General features: G+C 41.9%; 12 protein-coding genes and 2 pseudogenes. 3 read left to right on the top strand and 11 right to left on the bottom strand.

Translation table 11 applies throughout. The features are described 5' to 3' along the window. The 7 genes from TY03_RS18140 to TY03_RS18110 all read right to left on the bottom strand — a co-directional run bounded on the left by TY03_RS18140 (position 1) and on the right by TY03_RS18110 (position 14,140). Positions 1 to 2,568 carry a beta-mannosidase gene (locus tag TY03_RS18140; protein WP_042372543.1) on the bottom strand — a complete coding sequence of 856 codons (2,568 nt, stop codon included), beginning with the start codon at positions 2,566 to 2,568 and terminating at the stop codon, positions 1 to 3. Between the two features lie 18 nt (positions 2,569 to 2,586). Further along, positions 2,587 to 4,653 carry a GDSL-type esterase/lipase family protein gene (locus tag TY03_RS18135; protein ID WP_042372542.1) on the bottom strand — a complete coding sequence of 689 codons (2,067 nt, stop codon included), beginning with the start codon at positions 4,651 to 4,653 and terminating at the stop codon, positions 2,587 to 2,589. Further along, complete coding sequence (locus TY03_RS18130; RefSeq protein WP_042372541.1) at positions 4,650 to 5,315, bottom strand: SGNH/GDSL hydrolase family protein; 666 nt, start codon at positions 5,313 to 5,315, stop codon at positions 4,650 to 4,652. The genes TY03_RS18135 and TY03_RS18130 overlap by 4 nt, the downstream gene beginning before the upstream one ends. A 17-nt stretch (positions 5,316 to 5,332) precedes the next feature. Continuing rightward, positions 5,333 to 7,345, bottom strand: a complete 2,013-nt coding sequence (locus TY03_RS18125) for a family 20 glycosylhydrolase (RefSeq protein WP_042372718.1) — start codon at positions 7,343 to 7,345, stop codon at positions 5,333 to 5,335. Between the two features lie 39 nt (positions 7,346 to 7,384). Continuing rightward, the gene (locus tag TY03_RS18120) at positions 7,385 to 9,019 is read right to left on the bottom strand and encodes a sialidase family protein (protein ID WP_148335711.1); all 1,635 of its coding nucleotides are present in this window, start codon (positions 9,017 to 9,019) and stop codon (positions 7,385 to 7,387) included. 230 nt (positions 9,020 to 9,249) lie between these two features. Continuing rightward, entirely contained in the window at positions 9,250 to 10,794 is a 1,545-nt protein-coding gene (locus TY03_RS18115; protein ID WP_042372716.1) for a RagB/SusD family nutrient uptake outer membrane protein, read from the bottom strand. 19 nt (positions 10,795 to 10,813) lie between these two features. Continuing rightward, complete coding sequence (locus tag TY03_RS18110) at positions 10,814 to 14,140, bottom strand: SusC/RagA family TonB-linked outer membrane protein (RefSeq protein ID WP_042372538.1); 3,327 nt, start codon at positions 14,138 to 14,140, stop codon at positions 10,814 to 10,816. 308 nt (positions 14,141 to 14,448) lie between these two features. Here TY03_RS18110 and TY03_RS18105 point away from each other — a divergent pair. After that, a pseudogene (locus TY03_RS18105) lies at positions 14,449 to 16,092 on the top strand (SusC/RagA family TonB-linked outer membrane protein); the annotation flags it as partial. 171 nt (positions 16,093 to 16,263) lie between these two features. Here the strand turns inward: TY03_RS18105 and TY03_RS18100 are convergent. Further along, the gene (locus tag TY03_RS18100; protein WP_042366226.1) at positions 16,264 to 17,547 is read right to left on the bottom strand and encodes an IS1380 family transposase; all 1,284 of its coding nucleotides are present in this window, start codon (positions 17,545 to 17,547) and stop codon (positions 16,264 to 16,266) included. Positions 17,548 to 17,681: 134 nt separating this feature from the next. On the opposite strand from TY03_RS18100, the pseudogene TY03_RS18095 reads away from it, so the two are divergent. Beyond that, positions 17,682 to 19,310: pseudogene (locus TY03_RS18095) on the top strand (SusC/RagA family TonB-linked outer membrane protein); the annotation flags it as partial. Between the two features lie 18 nt (positions 19,311 to 19,328). Then, the gene (gene nanU / locus TY03_RS18090) at positions 19,329 to 20,891 is read left to right on the top strand and encodes a SusD family outer membrane lipoprotein NanU (RefSeq protein ID WP_042372536.1); all 1,563 of its coding nucleotides are present in this window, start codon (positions 19,329 to 19,331) and stop codon (positions 20,889 to 20,891) included. 497 nt (positions 20,892 to 21,388) lie between these two features. Here nanU and TY03_RS18085 read toward each other — a convergent pair whose 3' ends face one another. Genes TY03_RS18085 through TY03_RS18075 form a run of 3 tightly spaced genes read right to left on the bottom strand, consistent with a single transcriptional unit; the run spans position 21,389 to position 24,287 of the window. Further along, positions 21,389 to 21,835, bottom strand: coding sequence for a YhcH/YjgK/YiaL family protein (locus TY03_RS18085; protein ID WP_042372535.1), 447 nt, complete (start codon positions 21,833 to 21,835; stop codon positions 21,389 to 21,391). Positions 21,836 to 21,847: 12 nt separating this feature from the next. After that, on the bottom strand, positions 21,848 to 23,086 hold the full coding sequence (locus TY03_RS18080; protein WP_042372533.1) for an MFS transporter: 1,239 nt from the start codon (positions 23,084 to 23,086) through the stop codon (positions 21,848 to 21,850). A gap of 16 nt (positions 23,087 to 23,102) precedes the next feature. Then, a complete protein-coding gene (locus tag TY03_RS18075) occupies positions 23,103 to 24,287 on the bottom strand; it encodes an AGE family epimerase/isomerase (RefSeq protein ID WP_042372531.1) in 1,185 nt (394 codons plus the stop codon). Positions 24,288 to 24,299 lie beyond the last annotated feature (12 nt).

Genomic DNA, 24,299 nt, shown 5'->3' with positions numbered 1-24,299 from the left:
TTAATATGTTTCTCTTACGTGTTTTATTGTTATGTCTAATTTTCCTTCTTTGTTCAGCGCAGGAGAGCTAATGGTAACCTTCTTTGTTTCTCCGGGAAGCAGATCGAAGAAGTTATCACTAAATCGTGCTCCTTGTATCGGCACCTGAATAAATACATCTTTAGCCAACTGAGAAGAAGTGAGCGTTAACTCGCAACTTCCATTGCGTTGCTTCACCTTATAAGAAACAGATGCTTGAGGAAGATTCAAGTTTTTAGTCGGTTCAAAGAAGTACACCTCTTCGGCTACCTTATGCCCTGACTTCTCTTTCAGAGTGAGCGAAAGAAAACAGTTTGTACGCTGTTCGGTTGTCAAAAGCGAGGCCAATGACTGTCGGTACACACACATAGACGTATTGGCAGGCAAAGATAACGATTTTATAGATTCTTTCTTTATAAGTTTACCATTGAAATCAATTAAACGCATATCCAGTGTCAAAGCATCCAATGCTTTCAACTCATCCGACAGTAGGTGAACCTGTAAAGAGTCGCCCTGTTGCACCGGATTAATAAGTAACGGTGCAAATGCACGCTTCGCCTGATAATGAAGCGCTTTCCAGTTGCCATAGTAATCAATGCTCGACCACGATACCACAGGCCAACTATCGTTCAACTGCCAGTAGAGCGTTCCCATGCAATAAGGGCGATTGCGTCGATGAGCTTCGAATCCATGCCGCATACCTCTTCCTTGAAGCACCAGGCCGATGTAGACAAAGTCTTCAAACTTCTCCGGAACGATATAATCGCGCTCCATATACGTACGTATCAGTGCATTCCCGATGCTACTCTTTTGGTGTCCGTTCATCACCTTCGACTCAATCTGATAGTCTTCGGGAGCAGCAAATGTAGCAATTGTTTTCATTTCGGGAAATGACTGAAAGCCAAACTCACTCATAAAACGAGGCAGGTCGGTATCCAATGATTCGAATGTTTTCTTACCATACCATACTCCCCAGTTGTGGCTATCGCCTACTCCCCATGAATCGGGACGCCCCCAGTTAGCAAAGTAAGGTGAACTGTGTTTATAAAAACGATCACCATCCAACTCGCTTACCTTAGCCGGTAATAATTCGTTGAACAACCGATCGTATCCGCGAAACATCTCTTGATAAACCTCAGGGGTGAACTTTTTCTCCCAACCCCAGTATTTCAATCCTTCTAAAATCTCATTGTTACCGCACCACATAGCCAATGAAGCATGATTGCGCAAGCGTTTAATGTTATAAGTAGCCTCTTCTTCCACCCGCTTCAAAAACGTGGGATCGCTCGGATAAGAGGTACACGCGAACATAAAGTCTTGCCATACCAATATACCATTTTCATCGGCTAATTCATAGAAACGATCGTCTTCATACGTTCCTCCGCCCCATACGCGGATCATATTCATATGAGCCTCGCGAACATCACGAAACAAGGTTTCATAGCGTTCTGTGGTTACATTCGGAAGCAGGGCATCTTGGGGAATATAGTTAGCTCCTTTAGCAAACATCGGGATGCCGTTCACTTCAAAGTAAAACGACTCGCCCGCTTTATCCTTTTCATTGACCACACGGATGGTACGCAAACCAATACGATGCCGTTGCTCGGCAACGGTTACGTCCTTACATACAAGTTGTGCAGAGAAGTCATACAGAGTAGGCTTGCCCCACCCATTAGGCATCCAACGCACCGGGTGCGGCAATTCCATCGGGATACGAATGCGGTTCATGCCCGGTTGTAGGCGTACCTCTTGCCTAATTGTTGTCTTGGCTCCTCCTTCCAATGAGTAGGAGACAACGACTTCGGCCTGCTCTTCTTGCGCAGACACACTTTTCACCTCCAGTTCATGAAGCAGTTGAGCCGCTTCGTCTGTTAATGAAAGTTGTTTTACCTGATAATCATCGATGGTAGCTACATCATAAAAGCGCAAAGAAACCGGGCGCCAAATTCCACTGGTCACCATACGAATGCCCCAATCCCAGCCATAACTATAAGGAGCCTTTCGGGTGAAAACACTCAAATGCTCTTTATGATGATCATTATCCGCCGGATAATTGAAACCGTTGGAGGCCTGCTGCGGCATAACCCGTTTGACAGGCGAGTGAAAATAAACCTGTAACCGATTCTCACCTTTACGCAAGACCGACTTCACCGGAACCGAATAGCCTACAAACATATTATCGGATTTTAGCACCAAACTACCGTTAAGGTAGACATCGGCATACGTGTCAAGCCCTTCAAAGGTTAGCAAAGCACCCTCCCGGTTCAGCAACTCTTCACTTACCGTAAAGCTTGTTTTATATTGCCAATCTTCATTTTCGACCCATTGAATTTTCTCTTCATTAACTCCATAGAAGGGGTCGGGCAATAGCTGATGATGAATTAAATCCTGATGTACAGTACCCGGCACTTTAGCCGATAACCACTTTTCAGTTCCTGCCTGCGAAAACAGCCAATGGTCATTCAACGTCAGTGTCACAGCCTCACTCCGGTTTTGGCCGTAAACCATACTGCAACAACAAAGCAATCCTCCAATTATTCTCTTCACCATACGTTATTATTCCTTCTTTTATTTATCTGTGCGAAAGGTCGAAGCCGGCAATCCGGATCCATTCACCAGATTGGCACGCGTAAAAGGCTGCCACCCGTAGCGTACGTAATGCGGCTGCTTCACTTCCTTATTATATACTTTAATTTGATTTCCTATTACTTCGGCAGTTGCCGGATAATAAACACCCTCGGTTTCTGCCACTTCAAACGTTCTTAATGGTTGCCGGTCTACACTGCCCATATTTTCGGCATAATCAAAAGAGAGGTATGCAGCCCCGTCACGCAGTTCCATACTACGGAAAAGGGGTCCGGAGGGAACCACATTCGTTTGACCATACGTTTGGTTCAAAGCCCAACGTGCCAAACGCTCACCAATTGGTTTTTTATTGATCGGATGCACATCCAGCGAGTCGCCACAATCGCTCGATACCACCATACCTGTATGAGGAATCTGCTTCATCAATCTGCGTTGACTATCGCGGAACCAGGTCCACGACGGACGATCTAAACTTGACAACTGAACATAATAGAACGGAAGCGTTTCATTCTTCCAGCTCTTGCGCCAGCTTTGTATCAAGAGGGTAAATAATTTCTCATGCGTCTCCCTGTTTTGTGCATTCGACTCTCCTTGATACCAAATAACACCCTTTATCGGAAACTGATCGAAAGAACGAATCCCCGCCTCATACAAATAGCAAGGTTCGTATGGATGCCGTTGCTGCTTATTATCCGATTTCTTCACATTCAAAGCAGCCCGTCCGCGTACCCAATCTTGTATAAAGTCATTTTGTGTCCAGTTACGTAAGATGCCCGGAAATTGATATTCCAATGTTGCACGATCTATCCAAGCCTCTGTGGGAGAACCTCCGATGGCATTGCAAATCAGCCCGACAGGAACTTGCAAACTATCTTGCAACATTTTCCCGAAATAATAAGCTACGGCCGAGAAAGAACTCACACTGCCCGACGAAGCGACAGACCATTGAGTGTCGGCATAGTACTGCAAATGATTAAGCGAGTCGAGCACAGACTGGTCCCATTCGACGGCATTCGTACGCCAACGTGCTTTCTTATCAAACAGGCGAATCAAATTGTTATCGGCTTGCTGCAGGGTACTCTTTGCGGTAGCAGTTTGCTTTACCATGAACTCCATATTCGACTGCCCCGAACAGAGCCACACTTCTCCAATCAATACATCCGTGTACACTAACTTTTGTTTCTGTCCGGCAACAGTCAGTGTATAAGGTCCTCCTGCTTTCAATGGGCGCAGTGTCACAGCCCACCGTCCATTGTCGGCAGCCTTGGCTGTTGCTTGTTGCCCGGCGAGTTTCACCACTATCTTATCGCCGGCATTGGCTTTGCCCTGAATGGTTAAAGGAGTGTCGCGCTGCAACACCATGTTGTCCGAATAAAGTTCGGATAATTGCAAACCACCAAAATTACCTGTGATAGCAGCACATACCGTTTGAGCCAAAATCCCGGCTCCTTCTTTCGTTGGGTGCACGGCATCGGGCAATAAAAACGGATATGGATAGAGCGGTTCATGGAAATCGATTAACTGAACACCGGCATAGTCGGCAACTGTTTCAATGGCTTGTTGAATTTCTCCATGCCAATCACGTGTGCCCGATTCGAAGCGAGGGTGGCGGTCGGCTATTGGAGTTAACCGAGCAATGATAACCCTACATTTAGAATTAACCATTCGGAAAGAATCGATTAACGCCAAATAGTCCTTAACAAAATAATCTCGATAATGAGGCCAGTTGCGCGGATCAGTATCATTAATGCCCAAGTGGATGACTACAATATCTCCTGCGAAAGCAAGTGCATCTTTATATTCACTCTGCTCCATATACGGACGATGGCCTTTGTTTAATAAAGTGGCTCCCGGCTTGCCGAAATTGCCCACTTCATAAGCCTCACCTAATAGTTGTTGAAGTTGCGAAGGATAAGACTGTGTTTTTGGATCGGCTAAACCAGACCCATACGTAATACTATTACCAACGCAGGCCACCTTTATTTGCTTTTGTGCAAATAAAGTCATGGTCATGATCAAAGATAGAGAGAGTAATAGTAGTCTTTTCATTTCTCACCAACATAAGGTTTAATAATTTCGATCCATTTGAGGTAACCTTTGCCCAATAGATGTAAACCATCATTGGTATAACGAATATCCATTTTTCCCGTTTGTTTATCTACAAATGAAGAATAAAGATCGATATAAGTAATTTTCTCTTTTTCAGATAGCTCACTAAGCTTTTCATTTAGCTGTTTTACTGTGTTCCCTTGCGAAGTATGCCCTCCAAACATCTTATAGTAATCTGTTACCGGAAGTATACTTTGCAAATATAGCTTTGTTTTCGGAGATTCTTGTTTAATTTTTTGAGTAATCAAAGAAATTTTTCGAACAATCGTATCAACCGGAGTCCCCCGGCTGATGTCATTAATGCCTATCAACAGAAATATTTTAGCCGGTTTTCCTTTTAAAATCGGATCCAGGCGATCATATACACCTTGACAAATATCACCGCTAATTCCTCTGTTTTTAACCCGTTTGTTATTCAAAAGTTCGGCCCATTCGCCTCCGTTAGTAATACTATTGCCTAAAAAGACAATGTCTTTCGAACCGATGGGCAACTCCTCGAAAAGGCTGGCTCGCTGATAATAGAACGTAGAGTATTTATGCTCTTGCCCATAACACATCATTGCAACGCACCATACAATGATGGTAAATAAAAAACGCTTCATATTCCTAAATCATTTATTCATTTTATTTTATCGGGCGAATAGATCAAGCCTTCTACCGCTTTTTCTCCATCGAGGGTAACAAAGACCGTCGTAAACATCCATTTTACCAAACGCACCTCAGGAGTCGAAAAGCGTCCGACAGGCAGCTTCAACAGCACCTTGTTCCACCCCTTATTCAAATGTACTGCAACGGGGGGGCGAGCCACACAGTTTTCATTGCCCAAAGCAATCTCATTACTCTTCTTTCGGTGCGTAGCAGTCCACAACGGAGGCAATAGTTCTTTATCGTTCACCCAAATACGACTACTCTTATAGTCCCATGTACCGGATAATGGAGCTAAATCCATCTCTGAACGACCATAGTTCTGAAACTCAACCCATGCTCCAACGTCCTGACTCTTGGGAGAATATACCCATGTATATGCATAAGCGGTATGATTTTCTTCCGGATCTTTATAAAAGGCAGGTACCAATTTCCCCCATACATGGCGTAAATAAATACCGGCTCCGGTTGCTGTGCGAGTCGTATATTCGTTTCCTTCATAAGTATAGGTCTTACTGAGCTCCGTTTCGGGTGGAAATACTTTATTTAATTGCCCTTCATTGGGAAATGCATCGGTTATCCTCCACTTAACATTGGTTTGTTTTACGTAGGCAAAAGGATATCCGCCAAACCAATGCTCTTTATACCAAAGCATCCGGTCTTCAAAATCAGCAAAAGCCTTAAACTCTTCTGTATTTTCCGAAGGAAGAATCGTTCCGTTCTTATCGAAATATTCGGTTCCTCCCCCCTGCCATGCTCTTTCGGCAATGGCCAGCATATTGGGATAGAAGTTATTTTCGAGAATCATGTTCCACTCCTTATCAACAACCCGGTCATTCCAAATAGCCAGAATAACGCCTGCCATATCATCACTACCTTGATTTACGTTATAAATCCGGCTGTTGTACAAAGCAATAATATCTCCGAATGTATCAAAATGATTCAGGTAATGAAATTTGGAGTCGATGGCAGGAATGCCTGGTTGCGCTTTTCCCCGATAACTCCATAAGTGCGTCATATCGATCTCGCCCGGTTTATAATGCCATCCGGGATTCCATGAAATTACCTTTTTCCCTTTGGCACGTACGTATGCAACCATTTCGGGCACAAACCGGGCATTCGTAAACTGTACCTCATCGGTACCGATGTGCAAATAAGGCACATCAAATGTGTCGCAAACCTCATCAAGCAATAGTTTAAGGATTTTCATACCCTCGGGGCTTTGCATATCGTGACGGAAAGTGCGAACAAAGGCCTCGCTATGTCCCGGCATATCGAATTCCGGAATCAACATCACGTTATGGGCTTTACAAAAAGCAACCAACTCTTTTGCCTCCTCCAACGTATAGTATTTGCCGGGCATACGAGTCGTATTTATGCTATCATTCAGCATGGGAAATATCTTACTCTCCAACCTCCACGACTGGTTTTCGGTGAGATGCCAATGAAACACATTGATTTTAAAACGCGACAGCATTTCTATTTCCCGTTTTAACTCATCCATAGAAATATAGCTACGCCCTACATCTTGCATGAATCCACGTACTCGAAAAGCTGGCCAGTCGACCACATCACATCCGCTAAAGGTAGCCTTCCCCGAACCGTTCTTTTGCAATTGAGCAAGTGTTTGCATCGCCCAATACACTCCCCGTTGGCTTACCGCCTCTATCTTAATGCGCTTTCCTTCTACCTTTAACGTATATGCTTCATCGACATTCAACATTACACCGGGTAAAGACGACACAAGGTTTACCTCTATACGGCAGCGGGCTTTACTGTCTATCACCCCACCTCTTTGAGTGATAAAAGCTTCCCACTCCTGCCTTAACACAGGAGTAGAAAGCTCTACCTTATCTAATACAAAACCAGAAGCTAACGGAGCAAACTTCTGCGGCTTCGGCAGCAGGTGATAATCACCTGCCCGAACTGTAGCGAACATACATAAACAAATAAGAAAACTGATTAAGAAAATTTGCTTATTCTTCATCATAATAATTGGTTTGTGTTTTTAAGATCAGATTCTTCCTTACTTTACAATATCTTTTAGCTTAATAGCCTGAAACGCCATGTGCGCCACACTACTTTCATATAAGATGCCGATGGTTTCTTTATCGATCATGGTCAAGCATGAATATCCCCAGTTCTCACCTTCGTCAAGCAATAATTGATATTCGTCAGGCCAAGTCACACCCCCATCCAAACTGATCTTTATCGTCGTGTCATGACGTCCTTTGGTTGTATTGGGGTTTGAGAAAATCAAGATATCTTTATTCAATACATTATCTTTGGCTTTAACACTAATCAAACTAGCCATGCAAACCGATTCCTGCAATGCCTTGCGAGAAGACTCGTGTTCGGTCCAGGTTTTGCCTAAATCTTTAGTAATAGATACGGCACGGCTCCCTCCACGATTATCGCGCATATTGAGCATTAATACTCCGGGCGCTACCTCTGCAACTTGTGCTTCGGTCGTGTTGGTACGGGCATAGGTATGCATGTGCCAAGTCTCACCTCTATCTTTGCTATACATAATACCGGCATTGGGCACACGGGTAGAGTCAATGAATTGAGTCGGAAATACCAGCGTACCATCACTCATTGTAATACCACGACCGGGACCTTGGAGTAAGAAGTACCAAGAAGGATCTTTTACCTGTTCTGTTATATTAATTGGTCCGGACCATGTTTTTCCATCATCGGTACTCTTAGCGAGCACCAACTGTGCGGTATGATTCAAGTCCATGCCTTGATGAGAACTCCACCAAGCACGTTGATTTCCCATACCATGAGTCCATGCAGCTACAATCCAGATGGTGTTCGTTTTTGTATCTACCAAAATAGAAGGGTCGCCCACTCCATTCTGTCCGGCAGGCAAACCGTCGTATTCGCCAAAAGCCAAAGGCAGACGCATCTTCTCCCAAGTTTGTCCCCCATCGGTACTACGACTCAATCCTACATCCACATGTTCTTGCAGGTCAACACTGTTGTTGTAGCGCACATCATATACTCCCAGCAAGGTTCCTTTATTGGTAGTAACCAATCCCGGTATACGAAAGGCAGCAGACTGGTCATCGCCGGCATGACGCACACCTACTCCCATGCGATGTGCTATGTTTTTCTCTGAAACAACAGACAATGGGGCTTTCTGATTATCTAAAGTAACAGAAATAATTTCTGCCGATACAGTATTTGTCAAAGTAGCTCCCGGTTTCATTTGTAAGCTAACCCAAAAATAGTTGATCCCCGGAAACAGTTTTTGATTTCCGGTTAGTACAATCTCCTGTTTAGCAACATTCACCTCGGCTTTCATGATCGAATAAGAGGGGTTTGCAGCAAGAGTTTTTCCCGGAGCATGGCTAGAGATATATTCTACAGGTGCAAAGCGCTTTTTATTTCTATCTTGAAGCGCCTCCGTACCACTGTAATACAGTTTAGCAGACTGTATTTCTTTGAGATTTACATTTTCACCAAACTTCAGAACGACATCATTTAATGTCTGACTCTCTTTAGCATCCAAGCGGATGTAGAACAGAACATTGTCTTTCCTCTCTAAAAGAATAGGAATGCGTGTCTCTTTAATAAAAATCGTATCTGCAGCTTTAGCGACAGGAATTGCACATAATAAATAGAAAAGCGAAAATAGAATTACGGATTTCTTCATGGTATCAAATAAATTAGTATGAATGTTTATGGAAAGCAAAGATAATCTTTTCATTTTACAAACGCCGCTATTAATTAAAATATTTAATATCTATAACATATATAATAAACAAAGAAGATAAAAAATACAAGAACTCAAAATCACGTTTAATAAATAAGCCTATTGTAAGTCACTTACAATAGGCTTATTTATTAAACGTGTATCTGACTATCAGAAATAGAATGGAGTAATTAATACCCAGGAGTTTGGGTCAATTCTTTGTTATTCGTTAGTGTATTTACATCAACGGGCCACAACAACAGATGCTCATTTTCTTTAAGAATCAATGGAGATGTATTCGGATAATTAGCCGGTGCTGAGAATGCGAGCGAAGAACCGTCGGCAGCACGCATACGTACAACATCAAACCAGCGTTTACCTTCCCATACAAATTCCTTATCGCGCTCTTTCAAAATAGCTAATTCATTATCGGCATAAGTACCTTCGGCATATGCAACAGCCGGCGAATAGTTCTTGCCATAAGCACGCTTACGAATTTCATTTATATAATTAGCACAGGGATTGCCCAACCCGTTTTCGATCTCAGCCATCATGAGCAATGCATCTGCATATCGGTAAACGAGAATATCATTATCGTAAATACGATTATTGGTAGCATTCACACTCCCAATGCCTTTTTTCATAACTACGCCAAACGTTTGCATTTGAGCCTCATTGTAGTATTCCATAAATGTGGCATCACGACGGGTATCTGCCTCATCATAACTTTTCCAAAAAGCTTCTTTATACTCATGGCGAAGCGTATTACCTCCTTTCAAGTTCAGTGTATCCCCTTTTATAAGCTTCCCGTTACGACCATATTTTTGGTCCAAAAAGACTGCGTTATAATACAGAAATGCTCCTCCCCAGTTACTTGCTTCCGTATCGGCAAAGTGAATAGAAAAAATTATTTCCTTGCTTTCTTTAGTCGAATAAAGTTCCTGAAAGCTAGGTAGTAGTTCATATTTACCAATGATCGGCTGAAGTGCGGTTTTAGCAACCTCGAGATCGGCTTTACCTGCGGCAGCATGATTACCCGTAGCTACTTTCGCCGACCAAAGATAAATTTCAGCTTTTAGCATCAGCGTGGCAGCTTTTGACCATTCCGAACGCTTAGTTATTGCAAAGCTTGGTCCATAGAGAGCTTCTGACTTGTTGATATCGCTTTTCACTAAAGCCAATGTTTCTTCAGCTGTTGCGCGTGGAATATAAAACTTATCGACCGATACTTTTCCGTTCAACAGTTCCACAGTAGTAACTAAGGGTACTCCACCATAAGTTCTGTATAGCATAAAATAATACAGTGCCCTAAGTCCGTATGCCGGAGCCAAATAACCCTTCCGGTTCTCTTCGCTCAAAAACGGGCATTCCGTTTCTACTTTCTGAATGAAATGATTAACATTCATCAGAGGATTATACAAGCCATTCCAATTATCGATACCTGTATTGTCTTTATTGAGCAAATTGGTTTTAATGCGTTCATCATCCAGACTAGTATCCTGAGAGGATGTGCCAGTCCGTTGTGTGCCTCCGCGAGCTTCGCCTAAATAAAAAAACATCTGGTATTTATCTCTTAACTGTGCATGCATGCCAAAAAGATATCCTCTGACTTGCGCTTCATTATTCCAAAAATTACCGCTTCCATAATAATCTTCGGGAGCCATATCTAAGGCGTTGCACGAACTATACAATATACTGGAAACTAATAAAACTAAACTATAAATTATTTTTTTCATAAACTGTCCATTTAATAAATTAGAAAGAAACATTGATTCCAAAAATAACAGATAATGGCAACGGGTAGCCTCCGTTATTATTTGCTTTCTCAGGGGAGAATAAGTGCTTGGCTTCAGTAAGGTATCCTAAATTTTGTCCGGTTACTGATACTTCTACATTATTTAAGAGTGCTTTGTTAGCAAGTTTTTCGGGTAATTTATAGGCTAAGCTAAGCTCCCGAAAAGCAATATAATCACCTTTATAAGCAAACATGGAAGAACTTCGTGCATAATTACGCTTTCCCAATTGATCTGCCCAAACATATTTGGGCAATGCAGCTCCGGTATTTTCAGGAGTCCATGTATCTCTTGTTTCAGAGATGGTATTATAAGTACCCTGCATATTGCCCATGATCCACGGCGTTTTCCAGTCTACTGCCATGAACCCCAATGCATAATCAAAACGTGCCGAAATTCGTAAATCTTTCCAAGAAAGGCTTGTGTTGATGCCACCCGTCCATTTGGGATTATAGTTGCCAACCTTTACCATATCATAATTATCAATCTTTCCATCGTTATTCACGTCCTTCCACTTCACATCACCCGGTTCAATAGGTAGCGCATTGGCTTTTTCTGTTTTCGACAATTTATTGTACCCTTCTTCGCCACCATAAAGCGGACGCCCATTCGATCCGTTATTACCCGACGTTATATCCACCAACCCGGCAGGGATTTCGTCTTGCGACTGATAAATGCCTTCGGCTATAAACATATACAGATCTCCGGGACGTTGTCCCTCTTGATAGCCACCGACCCACATCAGTTCATTCCCTTTTCCGGTATATACCTGAAAGGCATCTTGACGATTTTTCTCCAATCCATTATTCGGCAACTTAGTTACCTTATTTATATTGAGAGCACCATTCCAGTTCACATTCCATTTCCAGTCGTTAGTATCTAAGACTCTGAAGCCTAAATCAAACTCAAAACCTTGATTCTGAAATTCTCCATTATTAGACACTATAGAGCTTACACCCGAGATAGAAGGCACGGTAATATTGGCAAACTTATCAGAGGTTTTGCGATTGTAATAAGTGAAGTTGGTATTGATCCTATTGGCAAGGAAGCTAAGGTCTAAACCGACTTCAAATGTTTTCGACCTCTCCCATGTCAAATAAGAATTAGGAATGCCGCCAATCAAAAAGCCTGTATTTCCATTATACTTATTACTTCCATAAGAGCCTTGCACCGTATAATTGCCGACCCAATCTTTCGACACATTACCATTCAAGCCGTAACTACCTCGCAGTTTGGCAAATGAGAGAACATCTACAAGAGGTTCCATAAAGGCTTCTTTTCCGAAGACCCAACCTGCCGATATACCCGGAAACACCCCCCATCTATTATCTTTTGAGAGTTTAGAATATCCGTCTTTTCTCATAACAAATGAGAAGAGATACTTACTTTGGAAATCATAATTCAAGCGTCCGAAAAATGACATGATACGATTCCCGTTATGCCCCGAATCAATCGAGCGTTTACCATCTTTGGTACTTGTATACTGAAGATCGGCAAAGTCGTCAGTCGGCGCACCCTCTCCGGAAGCAGAAAAGCCTTTATAGAAAGTGTCATAGTACTCAAAGCCTAACATCGCTGCCAGATAATGATCTTTGGTTATCTGATAATCGTAATTAAGAACAGCATTATATGTTTGGTCTAAAGTTCGAGAGTAAGAAGCCGATGTTGATCGGGTGGTATTGGTATTTCCTGGACTTGAAAGATAATCCTTATTAAATGCCTCTTTCTTTTCCTCAGAATAGAACCATGTAGCACCTAATTTTAAATACAGCCCTTTCATTAAATCGATTTTGAAAGATTGCCCCATCGTAAACTTATCGGTATTATTATCTCGAACAAATTTACTCAGATTATATTGTTGGTTACCATCACCAGTATTAGGTCCTAAGAGTGGATCACCTACTGCATTGTAGCCGCGAAAAGTCGGTGGCAGTGAAAGGGTACGCGAAAAATAGTTTGCTTCCGCTTCTTGTGAAGCAGGTAAACCATACCAAGTAGCATCAGCAAAACTGAAGGTCGAATTGGACGTCAGCCAGTCTTTCACTTTATAATCCGCATTGAGCGTAAATGTAACACGTTGGTACCAGTTTCCAATAGCTGTTCCGTCGCTTTTGTTGTAGCCCAATCCGGCATAATAATTGCCCCTATCATTACCACCGGTTATACTAATATTATAATCTTGAGAAAAACTCGGTGTTTTAATATTAAAATCGGCTATGGATGTATCTTTATACAAAAGCTTTCCACCGGTTACAGGATCAATCATAGTGGCCCAACCCTGATCGAGTAAAAAGGCCAAATCATCGCTATAATTCATCGTACTCCATACGGCATTCGAGTTTTTATTACCATCCAATGGAATAGTATGAGTGTCATCAGCCCAATATTTATTACCTGTACCATAAGGAGTCGCTCCTGTCAATCCAGACATATTGGCCCATGACTTCATTGGATTTCCATCAGGATATTTCCGACCTGCATAGTCGGCATTTTTATAAGCCGTACGCATCCAATATAAGTAATCGCCAGCCTCTAAAAACTCATAGGAATTTTGAAACGAATTTATTCCAAACTTAGCTTTTAATGAAACTTCCGCTTTGCCGGCTTTACCTCGCTTAGTGGTTACCAGCACTACACCATCATTGGCACGAGCACCATAAATAGCTGTTGCACCAGCATCTTTTAGGACCTCCATGGATTGAATATCCTCCGGATTAATATCGCTTAATGAACTTCTCACTTGCCCATCAACCAAGATCAGAGGAGAACCAGTACCATTAAAATTCGTTCCTCCACGAAGAGTTAATATTGGAGTACTACCCGGATTACCCGATGTTTGCTGTACCTGCAAGCCCGCTACCGCTCCCGAAAGAGCCTGTGCCGGATTAGAGAACAGACCATTCTGCAACACATCCTCTTTCACCTTAGCAATAGAATTGGTTACTTTCGTACGGAGTTGCGTACCACCATAACCCGTTACAACCACTTCTTCCAGTAGCTCGGAGTCTTCTTTCAGCTTGATCGCAAAAGACGTTTTACCCTTTACATCGACTACTTGGGGTTGGCATCCAACATAAGAGATCTTAATTTTTCCATTCGGATCTACCGATAGCGAGAATTTACCATCTAAGTCAGTAATGATTCCATTTGTGGTACCGACTTCAATTACACTTGCACCGATAACACTTTCACCTGCGCCATCTGTTACCACACCAGTTATTAGCTTTTTTTGTGCCATAACTCCGATTGAGCATAGTAGACACAACATCAAAATGATGGTTTTCTTCATAAGTACTGTTTTTTAATTAATAATAAAGGTTGCATTAGTTCTAAATGAACTAATGCGTTATTAAGTAATTTATTAATCAATAAGCATAGTATATGCATATATTTTAATTATAACCAAAATATATAAATTAATATTTTAATATATGATTGCTGTTTATTAAAATAAATATTATATTTGCAACGTTTTATTTGAAGTAAAGTCTTTGATTCATTATTAAAGAAATATTAGCAATAAAAACACAAACAAGTTCATTTAGAACTATGTACAGTCAGTCTAAACATCTTTATTTAAAACTAAACATAATACTTATGAAGAAATCTATCTTCCTGATCCTATGCTTATTATGCTCAATAGGAGCTATAGCACAGTCGAAATCAATTACCGGTACCGTAACAGACGGTGCAGGTGAGAGTATCATAGGTGCCAGCGTTGTCGAAGCAGGCACAAGTAATGGCACAATAACCGACCTCGACGGAAAGTTTTCTCTATCCGTAGTAAAAGGGGCTAAACTAACCATCAGTTATATCGGTTATAAAGCTCAAACCATTACTATTGGAAATGAAAATCACTACAACATCGTATTAAAAGAAGACACAGAGATACTCGACGAGGTTGTGGTAACCGGTTATGGCAGTTCGCAAAAACGTGCAACATTGACTACAGCTATTTCTAAAATGGACAACGCAGTACTCGACAAAGCTGCATTTAGTAATGTAGGACAATCTCTACAAGGATCTGTAACCGGTCTACGAGTCATAAACAAGAGTGGACAGCCGGGATCAGACCCAGACATCACACTAAGAGGTGGAGCTACTATCACGGGTGATAACAGTAAGGCACTCATTGTAGTAGACGGTATCGTCCGCAACAGTATGAGCGATATTAACCCTTCTGACATTGAATCCATTCAAGTATTAAAGGATGCCGCTTCGACAGCTATTTATGGAGCACGTGCCAACGGGGGAGTTATCTTGATTGAAACTAAAACCGGAAAAGAAGGTAAAGCTTCTGTGAACTACAAGTTTAAAATGGGTGCAAACTTCGCACGAAAAGGATACGAATTCTGTAATGCGCAAGATTATATCTATTACAACCGTACCGGATATAAACGTGCAGGACGTAGCAATGTAGACACACAGGCAGGATACGGAATTGGAAATGAACTATATGACATTCGCTATTTGACAGATGCAACTGCGCATTTGAAAAATGAAGGATGGCTTTCGATGGACGATCCTTTCTATGAAGGAAAAACGATTTTATTTAAAGACTACGCTGGACAGCTTGACGACGCAGTATTTGACAACAGTGCCCTTACACAAGATCACTACCTAAACATCACCGGAGGTAATGACAAAGGAACGTATTCATCAAGTATTGGGTATTACAAAGAAGATGGTCAAATAAAAGGTACCGGATATGAACGGTTCAATGGCGCATTGAGCGGTTCTTACAAAGTATTTCCATTCCTTACAGTAAAAGCAGCAACAACTTACTCTTGGTCTACACAGCCTGAATTGTGGATTGGTACATATGAGATGTTCTATCGTACACGTTCTCAACGCCCTACATGGAGCCCTTGGTTGACAGACGGAAGTCCTGCTTCGGGAGTCGGAACAGGTGATGGTAATCCCGAATACTATAGAGACAAGCTGACCAATGAGAACAGCACACGTAAGGCTACTTACAATATGGGCTTTGCTTTGGATATTCTTCCTAAAAAGCTAATTCTAAACGGAAATGCCTCTTTGTATCAATACGATTGGCAAAGAGAGAAATTTAACAAGTCGTACCAAACACAAACATCTTCTTCGCCGGATAATACTCGCCAAGCAGAAGCTTACATACAGAAATACACACAGATTCAGTTGAACGGAACATTGAATTATACAGAAACATTTGCCGAAAAGCATAATTTGGATGCGATGGTAGGTGTCGAATATTTCACCTATACCTCAATTCCGCAGCTAATTTATAACTGATTCAAATAGCGATTTAATTCACCTAATAGTTCCTACTCGTAGCTTTTCCCCCTGCTTTTCTCCTTGATTTCAGGTTATAGGGCATAGCTTCCCCTTTCCCCAGTTAGCTGAAGGCATAAGTAATCCCACGAAAAGTTGTTTTTACGGACTCCAAAGCAACTTGTATGGTTTGTCGGAATAAATATTGAGTACCCATTGTCTGCCTGTCTTTACCCATTTCGCAGGAACTGTAATGAATCGAAAGATAAATCGTTTGACTCGGCTTACCGGTTCAATATCTTCAAACACGGCTGCAACCTTCTCAATAAGGTAAGCATAAAAGTTTTTAGCCATGGCTGTAAGTAGCAGGAATACTGTATTCTCTTTGAGGAATGAACAGGGAAGATGACTCCACCCGAAATCGTTATTCATCATGTCGAATGTTCTTTCACAGGCTCCACGAGCATTGTAGAAGAGTACAATGTCTTTTTCAGAACTTTCATGGTCATTGGTTAAGATGCACCGATAGGTGTATTCACCATCAAATAGGTCCAATTGGTTGTCCTTACGCTTTTGCCTTTGAATAACAAGTCGGTAGTTTTCTTCTTGCAAAAAGGAAGTAAAAGGTATGGAGGTCACTTCATAATTCTCGAAGTTGATTTCTTCTTTTTTCCAATCTGTGATTTTCGTCATTTCTTCATACAGAGACTGACATTTGCCGGCTCGTATGTAGAACTTGTTGCAGTAGCCATGTGTCATACGGATAATCTCTTCCGAATAAGAACCACAGTCCATCCGGCAACGGTCTATGAATATTCCCCTATCGGCCAAACGACGAAAAGTCCGTTGGAGCGTATCCGCTTGACGAAAACGGACATTTGCGTTTGCGGCCCGATTTTCCACACCAACAATGTTACCACCAATAGTTGCCGTGCCGGGGAAATAACCACGTTTTTTCTTGTAAGAATACTGAGTGTCATACTTTTCTGTGGGAATAAACTGGTGGTCGAAGTCCAAGTTATAAAGCGTGTTTGGCTTGAGTTGTTCTGTTTGAAGGAGCATATCGAGCATCAAACTATTAAGCTGTTCCGCCTTATTGAAAGCATAGCTTGCTCCTTTTTGGGAAGTATAGTGGATATCCAATTCTGCGAGTTCTTTTATGCCTCTCAATAAAGTATCCGGACTGGGGATTTCAGTATCCGGGCGTAATTCAAGATGTTTGCCAAGGTGTTTGCCGATATCTTCGATGTGGTCACCGCCGCAATAGTAGATCCAAAATAGGCTCGAAATAATTTCGCTATATTGGTAACCGGCGTAGGAAGAACGTAATCCTAAAGATTTATCGATCACGGAATTCAGTCCTAAACGAGAAAATTCATCCATTGCGTAAAATATACCCCCAAAAGGAGTGATATTATCTGATTTTATGGCTATTTTTGTTGTCATATGCACAAGTACCTTTATGGTTTGTTTGGTAGCACTAATTTAGGTGAATCTTGTGACATAACCAAACCTTGAGGATGTTATTCATCCTCAAGTGTTTGGATTCTCTGAAAATAATATGACTGCGGATTTAAGGCTATAATCAATTCGATCTGGAAGCAAAAACACAAAAGTCACCAACAGACAATATCCCAACGTTGAATGCAGGATCAGACAGGACATATACTTCGAGCAGCAAAACAGCTTATCGTATATTATCGGGCTTCAGCCGCATTAACTATAATTATGACATGAAGTATCTTATATCATTCGTAGCTCGTTATGATGGTATATCAAAACTAAAGGATAATCGTTGGGGATTTTTCCCCGGTGTATCCATAGGCTGGAATGTTATGGAAGAAAATTTTTGGAAGGATTCGAAAATTTCAGAGGTAGTATCCAATCTAAAACCACGATTGAGCTATGGGGTAAATGGTAATGTAAATGGTATTGGCAATTATGAAGTATATGGCTCATATAGCCAAGTCGATAGTAAGTCGTATGGTGGATCAGCCGCATTCTACAATTCGGGATTAGTGAACACGGGATTGCGCTGGGAGCAAAGTCAATCATTTGAGGCTGGATTAGATATTGGCTTCCTAAATAACCGATTAGGCTTTATTCTTGATTACTACAACCGTACAACCAAGGATTTGCTCACCAAACAGGCGCTGCCAGGATATACCGGTTTTGGAGAGGTGATGACGAATATGGGTAGCTTACGCAACTATGGTTTCGAAATTGAAGCCAGAGCCAGTATCTTAACCAATCCCAAAGGTCTGACATGGGATGTAACAGCTAACTTATCGTCGGTTGCCAATAAGATTGTAAAACTACCATTCAACGGAAACGAGAACAACCGTGTAGGTGGATATGAAGTCGCTACCGGAGGAAAAAATCCAGATGGCACCTATGCAACAAAATGGATTGCAGGACGCCAAGAGGGAGGCAAACTAGGTGAGTTGGTAGCCTATAAGCAGAATCACATCTTTAAAGATTGGGACGACGTAAAACAGCACGCCAACAACCGCATTGACGAAGTAGCCAACTTGTATGGTCCCGGAATGGCGGACAAATATGCAGGAAAGGAGGGTTGGAAAGCCATTGAACCGGGCGATGTATGCTGGGAAGACATCAACGGTGATGGAATAATCAATGGTTACGACCGACAAGTAGTGGGAAATATTTTCCCTAAAGTAACAGGTGGATTCTCTACAACATTAGGATATAAAGGAATTTCTATGTATGCTCGTTTCGACTATGCATTGGGACACACGATTTACAATGACCTCGCCGCACGCTCTTTGGGACAATATCAAGGATCATTTAACATTATTGATGATGTAAGAAACATGTGGAGCGAGAGTAATACAACCACAGACTTACCAGCATTCTATTATGCCGACCAACTAAGCAAGAAGAATATTACGCGGTCCAATAACGGATCAACAGCTGTGGACAACAATAGTTCTCGTTTCTACGAAAAGGGAGATTACTTGGCATTGCGCGAGTTAACCCTGAGCTACAATCTGCCGAAGACAATAATCAGCAAAGCCGGTATGACCGATGCATCGGTTTATGTAACAGGTCAAAATCTGTTTTACATCACCGGATACAAAGGCACTTCGCCAGAACCCGCAGTAGATTCAACTTACGGGCGAGGTATCGATAACGGACGTTATCCAACCCCAAGAACCGTTTTATTTGGTTTATCAGTAACATTTTAAAATAAAATAAATAGCATTATGAAAAAACTATTCACATATATATTAGCAGGGCTTTCTATCGTACTATTTTCAAGATGCGATGCATTAGATATGGAGCCGGTTAGCTCCATTGCCGACAACAGCTATTGGAAGAGCGAAGCACAATTCAGCACATTTAACGTAGGTTTGCATGCATTGCTCAGAGAGTGTAGTTTTAACTTTTTCTTGCTGGGCGAACCGCGAGCAGACATTTATGGCGACACTCCGTTTGGGGGAGAAGCCACACAGGGAATGGAGCGTCTTCCATACAATACCATCAACAAAGAAAACGTTGGAATAAGCAATTTTGCGGGTATGTACAAGGTTATCAACCAGATTAATTTAATGATAGCCAAAACGAACGAGACCTCTATATTGCCCGAAGCCAGCAAAAAATACTATCTGGGCGAAGCTTATGGTATGCGTGCCTATCTCTATTTCCACCTATTACGGTCATGGGGTGATGTAGTTTTATATTTAAACTATACAAGTGGCTCTTCGTTAGATTTATCAAATTTGGCTAAACCGGCCTCACCTGCAACAGAAGTAATGGCTCAAATCAAAGCGGATGTTGCAGCTTCAGAAAATGCTTTTGGAGACGACTATTCATTCAAAAACGGAAAACACTTTTGGTCAAAAGCAGCCACAATGATGCTCAAAGGTGAGGTATACTTATGGAGCGGTAAGCAGATGAATGGAGGAAATACAGATTACATGATTGCAAAGACAGCTTTGGAGGATGTAAAAAAAGCAAATGTGAGTCTACTCGCCAACTTCCAGAAAATATTTGCTTATGATAATAAAAGAAATGCAGAAATCATCTTTACGATTCATAATGGAAAAGATGAATATAGTTTATGGAACGATAGCTACCGACAAAACATGATCCCTCAACAAGCCTATATGACAGCTAATTACTGCAATAAAGAAGGGGTTTCATTCAAAAATCTTCCCGAAGGACAACTAAACGGATTGATTCGTCTTCAGATTAGATATAACTTGTACAACAAGGCTTTTCGTGATGGAGACACACGTAAAGATGCCACACTAGCTGCCGTATATAGGAAAGAAACAAACGGAGCAGTTACTTATGTAGCTCCGTATGCGAATAAATTCAAAGGTGTGTTGATCGATGGTTCATCAACGCGCAGTTTTTTGGACGACTATCCTATCTATCGCTACGCTGACTGCCTTTTACTACTTGCCGAAGCGAAAGTATTCTTAGGCGAAGATCCATCCAGCGAAATCAACGAGGTGCGTAAACGCGCTTATGGAGCGGATTACTTCGAAGCCAATAAAGCAACACTAGCCTATCCTAACGATAAAGGCGATTTCTACACCGACAATAAATACATGGCCGGTGATGAAAATGCAATGGAAGCAATCTTAAAAGAGCGTATGCGCGAATTCTTTTTTGAAGGAAAACGCTGGTATGACCTGAGATTGATGGGAGCAGATTACGTAACCAAATACTCTTCTGCCAGTGCAGAGCGCTTATTATGGCCAATTAACGAAAGCACACTGACCAATAATCCGGCATTGGAACAAACTCCCGGATACTAAACCATCCACCGAAAAGAACGTATATAAACAGCAAACAAGCCCTCATTTGCATAACGAGCAAATGGGGGCTTATTTTGTCAATGAGGTTAACAAACACATAAGTATCCTTATAAAAGCAAAGTAGATAATCAAGCAGAAGAAGAATGAAAAGAAGCAGGAAGAATAAAACGGGAAGAAAGATAAACATCACTTAAACATATATATATATCAATTAGATAAAAAAACAATAATCCATTCACAGTACTCTGCTTCTTGAGGTTTGCAAAAATAGTATTTTAAGAGTGTGTTAAAAACGTACTCTTGGTATCAAAGAGTACGTAATCATTCATACAAAAAGTACGTACTATTGCGAAGCAACAGAAACAAACTAATTAACAGTATTAAAGCAACAAGCGGATATGACTTAATTAATAAAATAGTCCCATAAAACAGTGTTTTATGGGACTATTGACGTAAGGAAACAGAGCGTCGCAACAAAGTTGCAACATTTTAAAGAGTTAAACTTTTACTTTTGCAATCAACTTGCGTATTTTACCTTTTCCCACAATAGGAGCATGCGGATCTTCGGGGTATACGATAACAAATTGTCCCGGTAGGATATCGACCCATGCTGTAGGAGCATCGGCATAAAGAGCACAATCACCCTCTTGCTCATAAGGTTTTATCTCGTTTTCGAGATCTTCCAATGCTTTCCACCCAATACTTTCGGCTCCTTCCAAAAGGATATGAACATCAATATAATCATGATGGAGTTCCAACACTTGTTTGTCACGGCTTACACACTCCGGATTCACATTGTTGATGAACAGGTTGTCGCCATCAATCTCAATGCGTCCCAGCTCTGTATGCAATAAGTCATGGGTCTTTACGTACTCAAAAAGTGTTTTAAACAGCGGATGGAGACTCTCTATCCGCTGACTATTCTGTAAATTAGAAACAATCATAGTTTTATATTTTTATACCATATTATCTGTTTTCGGTCGCAAGAAATAAAGCTGAACAGCCAATGCTATCAGTACGATGACACTCAGCATGGCAAAGCCCTGCCCCAAGTTTCCACCGTCGCTCCATTTACCTAGCAATTCGGTTACGGCTGCACCAGCAAATACACCGGTCATGTTCATAATACCATAGGCGGTTCCACGATGCTTGGTCGAAACGAACTGACACAAAATAGGCATGTTGTTGGCATCGAAAATACCATAACCAATACCGAAAAGCAATCCCGCTCCGATCACACTAACAAAGCTGTGTCCAAAACCCAGCAAAAGCAACGAAGGAATGGTGAGCCCCAAACCAATAGCTCCGGTATATACCCGTCCACGAATATTCTTCTGCACCCAACGGTCGGAAAGAATACCACCAAAAATAACTCCGATAAATGAAGAGAAAGCAATCGTAATCGTAGAGATCGGCCCTGCTTCGGCCATCGGAATGTTCAAACTATCGGCAAACAGAGTAGGCAACCAGTTTTTGGTAGCCCACCCAGGCAGACTGGGGGCCGCAAAGTAGAATAGAATAATCCAAAAAGCCCAATTAGACAACACCAACGACAAGCCGCTGAATAAAGATGGCTTCTTCTCTTTGGTAGCACCTAAAGATAATTTCTCGACTTTGATATGTACCGGATTCTCATGTAAGAAAAGCAACAAAACAAAGGAGTAAACGATGCCTATGATACCAAACCAATGGAAGGTAGCATGCCAAGAGAAGGCAGCAGCTACGGTGGCTCCAAAGCCACCGATTGCTTGCCCCATGTAAAGACCCGTCATATGAATACCAATGGCCAATGAGCGCGATTTATCTTGATGCCAATCGGCAATAAGCGATAAAGCAGCAGGAATATATAACGCCTCACTGACACCCATCAAGGCCCGAAGCCAGTAAAGTTCGCGAAAGGTATCGGCATAACCCATCATAAAGGTTACCCCAGACCACACGAATAAGCTGCCTACGACAAGCCATTTGCGGCTCATCTTATCGGCAATAATACCTGCTACCGGACTCATGAAACCATAAATCCACAAGAAGATAGCCATTAAAGCACCAAAGGCTTCAGCTTTACCCAATTCAACAATATCGACCTGCATGGCTTCTTGCATAGTGGAGAGCATCTGCCTATCCATATAGTTGAGTAGGGCTACCACCCACAAAAGGGCAACGACGACCCAAGGATATATTTTTGAGTTTTTCATATTTGTGTTGTAACGGTTATTTTTCTGACAATAGTTCTTCGCAAAGGATATAGCCCTTTGTCATCATACGGGGAATATGGAACGGCCCTTTGAAGAGGTTTCCTTTTGCCGGCTGAGAAATCGTCCCATCGCGGTGAAGGTATCCATACCACTCTCCGAACTCAGTATCGGGGAAGTGCGCATACGTCCAGTCACTGATTTGCTTATGCATTGCCAGGTATTTTTCATCCTTCGTAGCCTGATAAGCATAGAGTGTTGCTATAATCGCTTCGGTTTGAGGCCACCAGAACTTCATGTCGTGCGCATAATCCTGTGAAGGCAGATCGCGACAGTCGCGGAAGTTGATGATACCCCCGAATTCTTTGTCCCAACCCCACTCCCACGACCAGTCAAGAATCGTAAGTGCCGTATTGACCATTTCCTTATCCCAATTGTGTGCCTTAGCCTCTTCGAGGATAAACCAAGCTGTTTCGATGCAATGTCCGGGGTTAATCGTTCTGCCGGCATTGGTATCGATAAACTCGCCATTGGGTCCTACGGTTTCAAGCAAAGCCTTGAATTCGGGATGCATAAAGTACTTACGAAGATCGTCAATGGATTCCTTAATCTGTTCGTCCAACACCGGGTCACTGATCGCTTCCCGTATACGGGAAGCGACATTAATGAGAATCATCACAATGGAGTGACCTTGCAGGTGTACTCCGTCGCAATATTTGGGTGTTAATACACCCGGAGTCGAAAGAAAATGACGAATATCATTGAACAGCTTCAAGGCCTTCAGCGCATAAGAGCAGTCGCCCGAAGCAATGGAGTACTCGGACATGGCAATAGCTGCAAATGTTTCTGAGAACACATAACGCCGCTTGCGAATAGGCACGCCGGTTTCTGTTACCTCAAAATACATACGGCCATCCGCATCAAAGCAATACTTCTCGATAAAATCGAGTGTGCTTTTAGCAGCCTCTAACCATTCCGGATGACGAGCCACATGATTAAAAGCATAAGAACAGGTGAATGCGAAACGTCCTTGAAACCAAACAGACTTTGTGGTATCCATCAGTTTTCCTTCACGGTCGACACAGGTATAAACACCTCCGTTCTTACGATCCCAACCATGCAACATCCAGAAAGGCATGATATTTTCTATCAAATCTCTTTTATATGACGCAGACCAGGTTTGTAGATATTCTTTAGAGTTCATAACTTGGCACAG

It is taken from the genome of Bacteroides neonati, from assembly GCF_000499785.1.
Lineage (GTDB): Bacteria > Bacteroidota > Bacteroidia > Bacteroidales > Bacteroidaceae > Bacteroides > Bacteroides neonati.
This window is presented reverse-complemented; position numbering and strand designations above follow the sequence as displayed.